The sequence below is a fragment of the Xylophilus sp. Leaf220 genome, assembly GCF_001421705.1.
In the GTDB taxonomy this organism is placed as follows: domain Bacteria; phylum Pseudomonadota; class Gammaproteobacteria; order Burkholderiales; family Burkholderiaceae_C; genus Xylophilus.
This window is the reverse complement of the sequence record NZ_LMKO01000025.1, coordinates 96,937-109,346: the sequence shown is the minus strand read 5'-3', so window position 1 is coordinate 109,346 and position 12,410 is coordinate 96,937. Positions and strand designations below refer to the sequence as shown.

General features: G+C 69.2%; 10 protein-coding genes. 6 read left to right on the top strand and 4 right to left on the bottom strand.

Annotation, left to right across the window (positions count from 1 at the left end; all coding sequences use genetic code 11):
* Window positions 1–5 precede the first annotated feature (5 nt).
* From plsY to ASE76_RS16930, 3 genes are all read right to left on the bottom strand, one after another.
* On the bottom strand, window positions 6–647 hold the full coding sequence (gene plsY, locus ASE76_RS16940) for a glycerol-3-phosphate 1-O-acyltransferase PlsY (RefSeq protein ID WP_055842193.1): 642 nt from the start codon (window positions 645–647) through the stop codon (window positions 6–8).
* Between the two features lie 82 nt (window positions 648–729).
* On the bottom strand, window positions 730–1,221 hold the full coding sequence (locus ASE76_RS16935; protein ID WP_055842437.1) for an aminoacyl-tRNA deacylase: 492 nt from the start codon (window positions 1,219–1,221) through the stop codon (window positions 730–732).
* 178 nt (window positions 1,222–1,399) lie between these two features.
* Entirely contained in the window at window positions 1,400–2,461 is a 1,062-nt protein-coding gene (locus tag ASE76_RS16930; RefSeq protein WP_055842435.1) for an aldo/keto reductase, read from the bottom strand.
* A 248-nt stretch (window positions 2,462–2,709) separates the two neighbouring features.
* On the opposite strand from ASE76_RS16930, the gene ASE76_RS16925 reads away from it, so the two are divergent.
* The 5 genes from ASE76_RS16925 (at window position 2,710) to ASE76_RS16905 (ending at window position 10,029) form a co-directional block, all read left to right on the top strand.
* Window positions 2,710–3,624 (top strand): alpha/beta fold hydrolase, encoded by a 915-nt coding sequence (locus ASE76_RS16925; protein WP_055842432.1) that lies wholly within the window; start codon window positions 2,710–2,712, stop codon window positions 3,622–3,624.
* 213 nt (window positions 3,625–3,837) lie between these two features.
* Window positions 3,838–7,368: a response regulator gene (locus ASE76_RS16920; protein ID WP_055842191.1), complete on the top strand. Its 3,531-nt coding sequence runs from the start codon at window positions 3,838–3,840 to the stop codon at window positions 7,366–7,368.
* Window positions 7,368–8,201, top strand: coding sequence for a protein-glutamate O-methyltransferase CheR (locus ASE76_RS16915; protein WP_055842187.1), 834 nt, complete (start codon window positions 7,368–7,370; stop codon window positions 8,199–8,201). Before ASE76_RS16920 ends, ASE76_RS16915 begins: the two co-directional genes overlap by 1 nt.
* Entirely contained in the window at window positions 8,201–8,827 is a 627-nt protein-coding gene (locus ASE76_RS16910; protein WP_082448680.1) for a chemotaxis protein CheB, read from the top strand. Before ASE76_RS16915 ends, ASE76_RS16910 begins: the two co-directional genes overlap by 1 nt.
* Window positions 8,821–10,029 (top strand): hybrid sensor histidine kinase/response regulator, encoded by a 1,209-nt coding sequence (locus tag ASE76_RS16905; RefSeq protein ID WP_201781879.1) that lies wholly within the window; start codon window positions 8,821–8,823, stop codon window positions 10,027–10,029. The genes ASE76_RS16910 and ASE76_RS16905 overlap by 7 nt, the downstream gene beginning before the upstream one ends.
* Before the next feature lie 68 nt (window positions 10,030–10,097).
* Here the strand turns inward: ASE76_RS16905 and ASE76_RS16900 are convergent, their stop codons facing one another.
* A complete protein-coding gene (locus ASE76_RS16900; RefSeq protein ID WP_055842184.1) occupies window positions 10,098–11,177 on the bottom strand; it encodes a sterol desaturase family protein in 1,080 nt (359 codons plus the stop codon).
* A gap of 127 nt (window positions 11,178–11,304) precedes the next feature.
* Between ASE76_RS16900 and prfB the strand changes: the two genes are divergently transcribed.
* Window positions 11,305–12,409, top strand: a protein-coding gene (gene prfB / locus ASE76_RS16895; protein ID WP_156362841.1) for a peptide chain release factor 2 whose coding sequence is annotated in 2 segments (ribosomal slippage) — window positions 11,305–11,385 and window positions 11,387–12,409 — 1,104 coding nt in all. Because the reading frame shifts where the segments join, the coding sequence is not laid out codon by codon here.
* The last annotated feature ends 1 nt before the right edge of the window (window position 12,410 follow it).

Sequence of the window (12,410 nt, the reverse complement as noted above, 5' to 3'; positions counted from 1 at the left end):
CGGCGTCATGCTTTCGGCTTTGCCTTCGAGCCCAGGCGGGATTCGGTGCCGGCGACCAGCCGGCGGACGTTCTCGCGGTGGCGCCAGGCCAGCAGGGCGGCCATGGCCGCGATGGCCGAGGCGATCCAGGGGTCGGCGGTCCAGGCGATGCCGTTGCCGAAGCGGTAGTAGAAGACCGCGAAGGCCGCGGCCACCAGCGAGGCCAGCGACGAATAGCGAAAGAAGAAGGCGATCACCAGCCAGGTGGCCGACACCGCCAGGCCCAGCCAGGGGTCGATGCCGTACAGCACGCCCAGCGCCGTCGCCACGCCCTTGCCGCCCTGGAAGCGGAAGAACACCGGGTACAGGTGGCCCAGGAACGCGGCCAGCGCCACCAGGGCCACGGTGCCGGTGCCCAGGCCCCATTCCCCGCCGTAGAGCCGCACCAGCAGCACCGGCACCCAGCCCTTGGCGGCATCCAGCAGCAGCGTGGCGATCGCTGCCTTCTTGCTGCCCGAGCGCAGCACGTTGGTGGCGCCCGGGTTGCCGCTGCCGTAGCTGCGCGGGTCGTCCAGCCCCATCGCACGGCTGACGATGACCGCGAACGACAGCGAACCGATGCAGTACGCCGCGAACGCGGCCAGGGCGGGAAGGTAGGAATTCGTCATCACGGCAGTCTGTCTCTCTGGCCCCGGCCTGCGCGGCGTGGCGGCGGGGCCGGGTGCGATGGATGGTGGATCGGCGCGGCGGCTATTCTGCCAGCGCGCACTGCACCGCCCGGGCCGCCAGCAGGTCCACGCAGACCTGCGGATCGATCCCCACCAGGTAGCCGCGCCGCCCGCCGTTGATGCAGATCCGCGGCAGCGCCAGGATGGTCTCCTCGATGTAGACCGGCATCGCCCGCCGGGTGCCGAAGGGCGAGGTGCCGCCGACCAGGTACCCGCTGTGCCGGTTGGCCACCTCGGGCTTGCACGGCTCGACCGACTTGGCGCCGATCTGGCGCGCCAGGTTCTTGGTCGACACCTTGCGGTTGCCGTGCATCAGTACCAGCAGGGGCTTGGCGTCCTGGTCCTGCATCACCAGCGTCTTCACCACGGTGAACGGATCGAAGCCCAGCACCGCCGCGCTGTGCTGCGCCCCGCCGTGCTCCAGGTACTCGTAGGGATGCTCGGTGAACGCCACGCCGCGCGTCCGCAGCATCTGCGTCGCCGGCGTCTCGGAAACATGCTCTTTCTTGGCCATGGTCATTGAAGCCAGCCGAAGCCGGCAGTAAGGAAAGGCGCCCTCGACCCACGCACCCGCACATCGGCCGGGCTCTGGGATGCAGCCGAGCCGGCTTCGCCAGGCCCCCGGCATCGCCCCCGGCTAGGGGGGGGATGCGAAGACACGAAATGCGAAGCCCTTTGGGGGGGTTGCCCGGCTACAGCGCCGGATCGCGGAACTGCCACCGGATCGCGTCGATCTCGGCCAGCACCTCGGCCGACAGCGTCGTGCCCCAGGCGTCGAGGTCCTCGTCCAGCTGCGCCAGCGTGGTCACGCCGATGATGGTGCTGGCGACCTGCCACTTGGTGTAGCAGAAGGCCAGCGCCATGCGGGTCGGCGTCAGGCCGTGGCGGCGGGCCAGGTCGTTGTAGCGGCGGGCGGCGTCCAGCGCCTCGGGGCGGCCCCAGCGCTGCTTCTTCATCGATTCGAACTTCGCCAGGCGCCCTTCCTTCGGTGCGTCGGGGCCGCCGATGCCGCTCTTGTCGTACTTGCCGGTCAAGAGGCCGAAGGCGACCGGCGAATAGGCCAGCAGCGACACCTCCAGCCGGTGCATCGTCTCGTCCAGGCCGTTCTCGACCGTGCGGTTGACCAGGCAATACGGGTTCTGCACCGTGGCGACGCGCGGCAGGCCGTGCTGCTCGGCCAGGCGCACGAACTCGTGCACGCCGTAGGGCGACTCGTTCGACAGGCCGATGGCGCGCACCTTGCCGGCCTGCACCAGCTTGCCCAGCGCCTCCAGCTGCTCGTGGATCGGGGTGGCCGAGGTTTCCTTGGCCGGGTCGTAGTACACGTTGCCGAAAGCCGGCACGTGGCGCTCGGGCCAGTGGATCTGGTAGAGGTCGATAGTGTCGGTCTGCAGCCGGCGCAGGCTGGCGTCGCACGATGCGGCGATGTCCGCGGCCGTCATGCCCTTGCCCTCCCGCACCCACGGCATGCCGCGCGAGGGGCCGGCCACCTTGGTCGCGAGCACCACCTTCCGGCGCAGGCCGGGATCGCGGGCGAACCAGTTGCCGATGATTCTCTCGGTGGCGCCGTAGGTCTCTTCGCGGGCCGGCACCGCGTACATCTCGGCCGTGTCGATGAAGTTGACGCCGCGCTCCAGCGCGCGGTCGAGGATGGCATGCGCGTCCGCTTCGGCGACCTGCTCGCCGAAGGTCATGGTGCCCAGGCAGATGGGGGTGACATGGAGATCGCTGCGGCCGAGCCGGAGGGTTTGCATGGACATAAAGGGGGGATGGAAAGGTTGGATCGGCGGTCATTACACCAGCTTCGGCCGGCGGCTGCAGGCGGCGGGCGCGGGCCGGCAGGAGCGGACTCCGCCCATCGCGATTTCAAACAAATAATGGCCGCAGCCGGCGTTCCGCGCCGACAAGTAGCTATGCTTTTAATAGCAAACCACCCGGCACGAGCCTGTTGCTGTCCTGCACAGGACCGGTCCGGCGCCCCGCCCTTCCTATGATCCGCCGCATGTACCAGCCCCGCCGCCCGCACCACAGCACCTTCGTCCCGATCCGCCACCTGCGCTACCACGTGCACACCTGGGGCACGCCGCAGCCGGGCCGGCCGCCGCTGGTGATGCTGCACGGCTGGATGGACGTGGGCGCGTCCTGGCAGTTCGTGGTGGACGCGCTGGCCCACGACCGCCAGGTGCTGGCGCCCGACTGGCGCGGTTTCGGCCGCACCGAGAGCCCGCCCACCGACAGCTACTGGTTCGCAGACTACCTGGCCGACCTCGACATGCTGATCGACCACTGGTCGGCGGACGGGCCGGTCGACCTCGTCGCCCACAGCATGGGCGGCAACGTCGCCATGCTCTACGCCGGGGTGCGGCCCGCCAGGGTGCGCCGGCTGGTGAACCTGGAGGGCTTCGGCATGCCCGCCACCCAGCCCGACGCGGCGCCCGAGCGCCACGCCCGCTGGATCGACGAGATCAAGGCCCTCGGGCGCGGGGAGCTGGCGCTCAAGACCTACGAAAGCGCCGACGGCGTGGCCCGCCGGCTGATGAAGACCAACCCGCGCCTGGACGCCGACAAGGCGGCCTGGCTGGCGCAGCACTGGGCGCAGCCGGTCGCCACGCCCGACGGTGGTGAGGGCTGGCGCATCCTGGGCGACGCGGCCCACAAGATCGTCAATCCGCAGCTCTACCGGGTGGAAGAGGCGCTGGCCCACTACGCGCGGATCGCCGCGCCGGTGCTGTCGGTGGAAGCCGCCGACAACGCGATGGAGCGCTGGTGGCAGGGCCGCTACACCCTGCCCGAGTACCACGCCCGGCTGCGGAGCGTGCCCGACTGCCGCAGCGTGCAGGTGGCGGACGCCGGCCACATGCTGCACCACGACCAGCCGGAGCGGGTCGCGGCGCTGATCGAGGATTTCCTGCGCTGACTGCGCGCGGCCGGTCGCCACCGGCCGCTGGCTCCACCGACGACGGCGCTGCCCGTGCCGCCGCCCCCCGGGCTCTAGGAAGGCCCCGGCACGTCAGAATCCGCCGTTTCCCTACGTGCGGAGGGTCCTTTGTCGGGCACACTCAGCGCGCCCGCTTCTACCCCGATCTTTATTGCCCCTTCACGGCCCTGTCGCCGCGAACACGACCCGACCATGAACAGTCAGTCCACGATCCATCCCGAGACGTTCCGCAAGATCCTGTCGCGCACCGTGGTGCTGCCGCTGCTGCTGGGCCTGGCCGGCGCCGCGATCTTCGTCGGATTGATCTTCTACCTGCTCTCCACCATCCGCTGGGTGGAGCACACCGACCAGGTCATCAGCCAGGGCTACGAACTCTCGGCTTTGAGTGCCGACATGGAGACCGGCATGCGCGGCTTCGTGATCTCCGGCAACCCGCAGTTCCTCGACCCGTACGAGCTGGCCAAGCCGCGCATCGCAGTGGGCCTGGCCAACCTGCGTGCGCTGGTGTCGGACAACGGCGCGCAGGTGACCCGGCTCAACCGGATCGAAGCGCTGCAGGGCGAGTGGCTGAAGTATTCGCAGGAGGTGATCGCCGCCCGCCGTGCCAACGGCACCGTCGACCGCGAGATCATCGGCACCGGCCGCGGCAAGCGCCTGACCGACGAGGTGCGCCGCGAGTTCGCCGAATTCACCAACCAGGAGGAGCGCCTGCGGGTGACGCGCAACGAGACGGCGCACAACACCACCGTCCTGGTGGTGGTGCTGTACCTGCTGTTCAGCGCGGTCTTCGGCGGCAGCCTGGCCTACTTCGGCCGGCGCGAGCTGAAGCGGGTGTCGTCCATCTACGACCGGGTGCTGGGCCAGCAGGCTGAATACGCCGAGAAGCTGCAGCGCCAGGCCTGGCTGCGCGAGGGCCAGAGCCAGCTCGCCGACACGATGATCGGCCAGCAGGCGCTGCCGGTGCTCGGCCGCAGCGTGCTGGAGTTCATGGCCCGCTACCTGGGCGCGACGGTCGGCGCCGTCTACGTGCGCGACAACACCGAAGGCCTGAAGCGGGTCGCCAGCTACGGCTTCAGCCGCGCGCTGCAGGAAGAGCACCATGCGCTGCAGGGCGCGGAAACCCTGGTCGGCCAGGCCGCCCACGAAAAACGGCTGATCCGGCTCGACGAAGTGCCGGCCGGCTACATCCGGGTCAGCTCGGGCCTGGGCGAGGGCCTGCCGCGCAGCGGTGCGGTGCTGCCGATCGACAACGACGGCGACGTCAACGGCGTGATCGAGCTGGGCTTCCTGCGGCCGCTCGACGCGCGCGATGCGGAATTCCTGGCGCTGGTTGCCAACAACATCGGCAGCTCGGTGGAGGCCGCCCGCTTCCGCCAGCGGCTGCAGGACATGCTGGCCGAGACGCAGCAGCTCAACGAGGAGCTGCAGGTGCAGCAGGAAGAACTGCGCATCGCCAACGAGGAACTCGAGGAACAGTCGCGGGTGCTGAAGGAATCGCAGGCCAGCCTGGAGGTGCAGAAGGAAGAACTGCAGCAGACCAACGAGCGCCTGGCCTCGCAGGCGGTGATGCTCGACCAGCGCAACGTCGCCCTCAACACCGCGCACGACCAGCTGGAGCAGCGGGCAGACGAATTGCAGCGCGCGAGCCGCTACAAGTCGGAGTTTTTGGCGAACATGTCGCACGAGCTGCGCACGCCGCTCAACAGCTCGCTGATCCTGGCGAAGCTCCTGGCCGACAACCCCAACGGCAACCTGAGCACCGAGCAGGTGAAGTTCGCCGATTCGATCTACGGAGCCGGCAACGACCTGCTGAACCTGATCAACGACATCCTCGACATCTCGAAGGTCGAGGCCGGCAAGCTCGACATGCGGCCGCAGGAAGTCGGCATGCAGCGCCTGGCCGACGCGCTGCGGGTCACCTTCGAGCCGCTCGCCAAGGAGAAAAAGCTCGATTTCCGGGTCGAGATCTCGCCGGGAGCGCCCGCCTCGATCTTCACCGACCGGCAGCGGATCGAGCAGGTGCTGAAGAACCTGCTCTCCAACGCGGTCAAGTTCACCGACGCCGGCAGCGTCGTCCTGACCATCGGCAGCGGCGCCGATGGGCATGTGTTGTTCGGCGTCAAGGATTCGGGCATCGGCATCGCGCCGGAGCAACAAGAGGCAATCTTCGAGGCCTTCCGCCAGGCCGACGGCACCACCAGCCGCCGCTACGGCGGCACCGGCCTGGGCCTGACCATCTCGCGCGACCTTGCCCAGCTGCTGGGCGGCACGCTGACGGTGGAGAGCACGCCGGGCCAGGGCAGCACCTTCCTGCTGGTGCTGCCGCGCAGCTACGAGCAGCGGCAGGCGGCGCTGCCGCAGGCCCCGTCGCCGGCGCAGCCGCCGTACACGCGCGCCCTGCCCGGCCCTGCGGCGCCCGCGCCGTCGCCCGCCCCGTACACGCCGCCGGCCCCGGTGCCGCCCCAGGCCGCGCCGCGCGCGCCGGTGCCCGCGCCCACCTTCGCCGACGACCGCGAGCAGAGCGCGCCCGGCCAGCGCTGGGTACTGGTGGTGGAGGACGAGCCGAAGTTCGCCCACATCCTCTACGACCTGGCCCACGAGCTGCAGTACCGCTGCCTGGTCGCCCACGGGGCGGAGGACGGCTTCCTGCTGGCGCAGAAGCACGTGCCCGACGCGATCCTGCTCGACATGGGCCTGCCCGACCGCCCCGGCATCACCCTGCTGCAGCGCCTGAAGGAAAGCCCGCAGACGCGCCACATCCCCGTGCACGTGATCTCGGCCGAGGACCGCAGCGAATCGGCCATGCACATGGGCGCGATCGGCTACGCCACCAAGCCCACGACCCGCGAACAACTCAAGGGCATCTTCCAGAAGCTCGAGGACAAGCTGACCCAGAAGGTCAAGCGGGTGCTGGTGGTGGAGGACGACGCCCGCCAGCGCGAGAGCATCGTGCACCTGATCGGCGACGACGACGTCGAGATCACCGCGGTCGAGTTCGGCGAGGAGGCCCTAGGCCTGCTGCGCGCCAACGTCTACGACTGCATGATCATCGACCTGAAGCTGCCCGACATGAGCGGCAACGAGCTGTTGAAGCGCATGTCGGGCGAGGAGATCTGCTCGTTCCCGCCGGTGATCGTCTACACCGGCCGCAACCTGACCCGCGAGGAAGAGGCCGACCTGCTGCGCTACTCGCACTCGATCATCATCAAGGGCGCCCGCTCGCCCGAGCGGCTGCTCGACGAGGTCACCCTCTTCCTGCACAAGGTCGAGGCCGAGCTCTCCACCGAGCGCCAGACCATGCTGCGCACCGCGCGCAGCCGCGACAAGCTGTTCGAGGGCCGCAAGATCCTGCTGGTGGACGACGACGTGCGCAACATCTTCGCCCTGACCAGCGCGCTGGAGCACAAGGGCGCCTTCGTCGAGATCGGCCGCAACGGCCGCGAGGCGCTGGAGCGGCTCGGCGCGGTGCCCGACATCGACCTGGTGCTGATGGACGTGATGATGCCGGAGATGGACGGCCTGGAGGCCACCCGCCAGATCCGCCAGAACCCCGCCTGGCAGAAGCTGCCGATCATCGCCGTCACCGCCAAGGCGATGAAGGACGACCAGGAGCAGTGCCTGAAGGCCGGCGCCAACGACTACCTGGCCAAGCCGATCGACCTGGACCGCCTGTTCTCGCTGCTGCGCGTCTGGATGCCCAAGATGGAGCGCACGGTCGGCTGATGGTGCAGCCCGTCCCTCCCGTCGATACGCTGGAGATCGAGCTGCGCCTGCTGGTCGAGGCGATCTACCAGCAGTACAGCTACGACTTCCGCGACTACTCGGTCGCCTCGCTGCGCCGGCGGGTGCTGCACGCGCTGCCGCAGTTCGATTGCGCCACCGTCAGCGGCCTGCAGGAAAAGCTGCTGCACCACCCCGACGTGTTCGGCCGGCTGCTGCAGATCCTCACCATTCCGGTCAGCGACATGTTCCGCGACCCGCCCTACTTTCTGGCGCTGCGCCAGCACGTGGTGCCGGTCCTGCGCACCTACCCGTCGATCAAGGTGTGGGTGGCCGGCTGCAGCACCGGGGAAGAGGTGTACTCGCTCGCGATCCTGCTGCGCGAAGAAGGCCTGCTGGAGCGCAGCATCCTGTATGCGACCGACATCAACCCCCGCTCGCTGGAGAAGGCCCAGCGCGGCATCTTCGCCCGCGAGCACATCGCCGGCTACGCCACCAGCTACCGCGAGGCGGGCGGCAGCGCGACGCTGTCGGACTACTACACCGCGGCCTACGACGGCGTGCTGTTCGACAAGTCGCTGCGCGAGCACATCACCTTCGCCGACCACAGCCTGGCCACCGACAGCGTCTTCGCCGAGACGCACCTGATCTCCTGCCGCAACGTGCTGATCTACTTCAACAAGAAGCTGCAGGACCGGGCGCTGGGTCTGTTCCGCGAATCGCTCTGCCGCCGCGGCTTCCTCGGGCTGGGCAGCAAGGAAACGCTCGATTTCTCGGCCCATGCCGAAGGCTTCGAGCCGGTGGCGCGCCACGAGCGCATCTACCGCAAGCGCTGATGTCGACCGCTGCGGGCGATGCGCCCTCCCTCTTCCAGCGCCCGGTGCCGAGCGGCACCGCGGCCGTCGCCATCGGCGCATCGGCCGGCGGCGTCGATGCGCTGCTGCAGCTCTTCTCCGGACTGCCGCCGCAGTTCCGGCTGCCGCTGGTGGCCGTGCTGCACCTGCCGGAAGACCGGCACAGCCGCCTGGCCGACGTCTTCTCGCAGCGGCTGGCGCTGCAGGTGCGCGAGGCCCGCTCGGGCGAGCCGATCCAGCCCGGCACCCTGTACTTCGCCCCGCCCTCCTACCACCTGCAGGTGGAGCCCGACCAGAGCTTTTCCCTGAGCTGCGACGGGCCGGTGCACTTCTCGCGGCCGTCGATCGACGTGCTGCTGGAGTCCGCCGCCCATGCCTACGGCCGCCGTCTGGCCGCGATGCTGCTGACCGGCGCCAGCGCCGACGGCGCCGCCGGCCTGGCCGCGGTGGCCGCCCGCGGCGGCTTCACCGCGGTGCAGGACCCGGCCGAGGCCCGCATCGACACCATGCCCGAAGCCGCCATCGCGCTCCGACGCCCCGACCGGGTGCTGCCCCTGCGCGCCCTGCGCCAACTGCTCGTCGAGCTCGACAGGACCTCATCATGCTGAAAGCCACCCCCGAGGCGAAAGTCCTCATCGTCGACGACCTGCCGGAGAACCTGCTCGCCCTGGAGGCCCTGATCCGCCAGGACGACCGCATCGTCCACCAGGCCCGCTCGGCCGACGAGGCGCTGGCCCAGTTGCTGCGCCACGAATACGCCCTGGCCATCCTCGACGTGCAGATGCCCGGCATGAACGGCTTCGAGCTGGCCGAGCTGATGCGCGGCACCGAACGCACCCGGCACATCCCGATCGTCTTCGTCAGCGCCGCCGGGCACGAGATGAACTACGCGTTCCAGGGGTACGAGAGCGGCGCGGTCGATTTCCTGCACAAGCCGCTCGACCCGCATGCGGTGCGCACCAAGGTCGCCGTCTTCGTCGACCTGTACCGCCAGCGCCAGGCGCTGCGGCTGCAGCTGGAGGCGCTGGAGCAGTCCCGCCGCCAGCAGGAGCTGCTGCTGGCCGACCTGCAGGCCACGCAGGGCGAGCTGCAGCGCGCGGTGCGGGTGCGGGACGACTTCATGTCGATGGTCTCGCACGAGATGCGCACCCCGCTCAACACGCTGTTCCTGGAGGCGCAGGTGCGCAAGATGCACCTGGCCCGCGGCAAGCTCGACGCCTTCGCACCCGACCAGCTGCGCACCATGGTCGAGCGCGACGAGCGCCACATCAAGGCCATGATCCGCCTGATCGACGACATGCTCGACGTCACCCGGCTGCAGCGCGGCACCCTGTCGATCCTGCCCAAGCGCTTCGACATCGCCGAGCTGGTCGCCCGCCTGGTCGAGAGCTTCACCCACCAGGCCGCCGCTGCCGAATGCGCCATGGGCCTGCAGTCGCCCCCGACGCTCGAGACCGAACTGGACGAATTCCGCATCGAACAGGTCCTGACCAACCTGCTGACCAACGCGATGCGCTACGGGCCCGGCCAGCCGGTCGAGCTGCTGGTCGCCGAATGGAACGGCGGCGTGCGCATCGACGTGCGCGATCACGGCCGCGGCATCGCCCAGGAAGACCAGCAGCGCATCTTCAACCAGTTCGAACGCGTCGGCGACCGCGGCACCAGCGCCGGCCTGGGCCTGGGCCTCTACATCACCCGCCAGATCGTGGAAGCGCACGGCGGCACCATCGGCGTGTCGAGCACCCTGGGCGCCGGATCGACCTTCAGCGTGTGGCTGCCGAAAGTGGCGCCGCGGGTCGAGGCGGCGTGAGCGCAATTCGCCTCAGGTCGAACGGCCTGCTATCGAATGTATAGCTGGTGGTCGGCTCAGTACGCGGGCTAGCGCCCTTTTTTACTTTCAGCTGAGGATGGCGGCCCGGCACGCGAGTCGCCGGAGACAGGCGGCGCCTGCGTCGCATCCCGCACCGGCGCATAGCCCGGACCGCCGAAGGACACGTCGCCCGGCCGCCAGCCGTCGCGCCGGCGGAACGCGGCCCAGAAGCGGCGCAGGGTGTGCCACTGCTGGGCGACCAGGCCGCGGTCGTTGTCGGCATCGACGACCGGGTCGCTCACGCCGGTAGGCCGCAGCGGCTCGCCGTAGAGGGCGGTGCCGAAGAGCCGGTCCCAGAACGGGAACACCTGGCCGAAGTTGCAGTTGTGCAGCGTCGGCCGGTCGGGGTCGCGCAGCATGTGGTGCAGCCGGTGGAAGGAGGGCGCCACCAGCAGCCGCTCGCCCACCCGGCCGAAGCCGAGCGCCACGTTGGCATGCGAGAAGTTCTGCACCAGTTCGCTCAGCAGCACCAGCAGCGCGAACTCCGACGGGTCGACGCCCATCGCCAGGCCCACGCCGGCCAGGATGAAGGACTGCAGCACGCCGTCGAGGTAGCTGCCGCGGTCGTTCGACCAGCAGCTCATCTGGCGCTGGCTGTGGTGCATGCTGTGCAGCGCCCACCACCACGGGATCGCATGCTGCGCGCGGTGCATCCAGTAGTACACGCAGTCGTAGACCAGGTAGTAGACGGCGAAGGCCGCCACCGGGTGGGACTCAAACCAGGGCAGCCAGCGCCGCAGGCCCGACGCCTCGGCGGCGGCCGGCCCGCCGCCCAGCAGGTGGGAGAAGGGCATCAGCACCAGGAAGCTGAAGAGCGGGAACAAACCGAGCAGCATCAACAGCGTGTAGTGGCGGTCGACGGTGGTCAGCCGCCGGTCGGGCCAGTGCTCGGCCGGCCGCCAAGATTCGAGCGGGCACATCACGCCGGCGATCAGCACCAGCTGCAGCGCGGCGATCAGCAGCGCCTCGGCGATCTCGCGCGGATCGCCGGCGGCGGCACCCAGGTGCAGGGCTGCCAGCACGGGCACGACCAGGTGGGCGGACAGCACGTCGATCGCGCCGTGCCACGAAGAAGACAGGGAGGACATGGCGCGATCCTAAAACTTGTGCGGGCTTTCGGCAGGCGACTGTCACTCTGGCGGCACCCGAACATGAGAAAATCGTGGGTTCCGGGGGCGCAACGCCCTCCTCACCCCGACACGCACAGGATTCCCCATGGACGCAGAACGCATCAACCTCATCGGCAACCAGATCTCCGACCTGAGCGCCAGGACTGCCGAGTTACGGGGGTATCTTTGACTTCGATGCTAAAAAAGAACGCCTGCGCACGGTAGACGCATCGCTCGAAGACCCGACGGTCTGGAACGACCCCAAGCGCGCCCAGGAGCTGGGCAAGGAGAAGAAGGCGCTCGACGGCGTCGTGGTGATGCTCGAGAAGCTCACCCGTGAGCTGTCGGACAACGCCGAACTCTTCGAGATGTCGAAGGAAGAAGGCGACTTCGACGGCCTGGCCTCGATTGAGGCCGACGTGGCCCTGCTCGCCGCCGACGTCGAGCAGCTCGAATTCCGCCGCATGTTCCGCAACGAGGCCGATCCGCTCAACGCTTTCCTGGACATCCAGGCCGGCGCCGGCGGCACCGAGGCCTGCGACTGGGCCAGCATGCTGCTGCGCCAGTACCTGAAGTACGCCGAGCGCAAGGGCTTCAAGGCCACGGTCGAGGACGAGACGGCGGGCGACACCGCCGGCATCAAGAGCGCCACGATCAAGCTCGAGGGCGAGTACGCCTTCGGCCTGCTGCGCACCGAGACCGGCGTGCACCGGCTGGTGCGCAAGAGCCCGTTCGATTCGTCGGGCGGCCGGCACACCTCGTTCGCCTCGGTGTTCGTCTATCCGGAGATCGACGATTCGATCCAGATCGACATCAACCCGTCGGACGTGCGCACCGACACCTTCCGCGCATCGGGCGCCGGCGGCCAGCACATCAACAAGACCGATTCGGCGGTGCGGCTGACGCACATCCCGACCGGGATCGTGGTGCAGTGCCAGGACGGCCGCAGCCAGCACAGCAACCGCGACGTGGCGTGGCAGCGCCTGCGCTCGCGGCTCTACGACTTCGAGATGCGCAAGCGCCAGGAAGAGCAGCAGAAGCTGGAAGACACCAAGACCGACGTCGGCTGGGGCCACCAGATCCGCAGCTACGTGCTGGACAACAGCCGCATCAAGGACCTGCGTACCAACGTCGAGGTCTCGGCCACGCAGAAGGTGCTCGACGGCGACCTGGACGTGTTCATCGAGGCTTCGCTGAAGCAGGGCGTGTGAG

Coding starts and splice junctions, on each gene's coding strand:
- ASE76_RS16930 (WP_055842435.1), bottom strand. CDS start 2,461: ATGCAAACCCTCCGGCTCGGCCGCAGCGATCTCCATGTCACCCCCATC.
- ASE76_RS16920 (WP_055842191.1), top strand. CDS start 3,838: ATGAACAGTCAGTCCACGATCCATCCCGAGACGTTCCGCAAGATCCTG.
- ASE76_RS16900 (WP_055842184.1), bottom strand. CDS start 11,177: ATGTCCTCCCTGTCTTCTTCGTGGCACGGCGCGATCGACGTGCTGTCC.
- ASE76_RS16905 (WP_201781879.1), top strand. CDS start 8,821: ATGCTGAAAGCCACCCCCGAGGCGAAAGTCCTCATCGTCGACGACCTG.
- ASE76_RS16915 (WP_055842187.1), top strand. CDS start 7,368: ATGGTGCAGCCCGTCCCTCCCGTCGATACGCTGGAGATCGAGCTGCGC.
- ASE76_RS16925 (WP_055842432.1), top strand. CDS start 2,710: ATGTACCAGCCCCGCCGCCCGCACCACAGCACCTTCGTCCCGATCCGC.
- plsY (WP_055842193.1), bottom strand. CDS start 647: ATGACGAATTCCTACCTTCCCGCCCTGGCCGCGTTCGCGGCGTACTGC.
- ASE76_RS16935 (WP_055842437.1), bottom strand. CDS start 1,221: ATGGCCAAGAAAGAGCATGTTTCCGAGACGCCGGCGACGCAGATGCTG.
- ASE76_RS16910 (WP_082448680.1), top strand. CDS start 8,201: ATGTCGACCGCTGCGGGCGATGCGCCCTCCCTCTTCCAGCGCCCGGTG.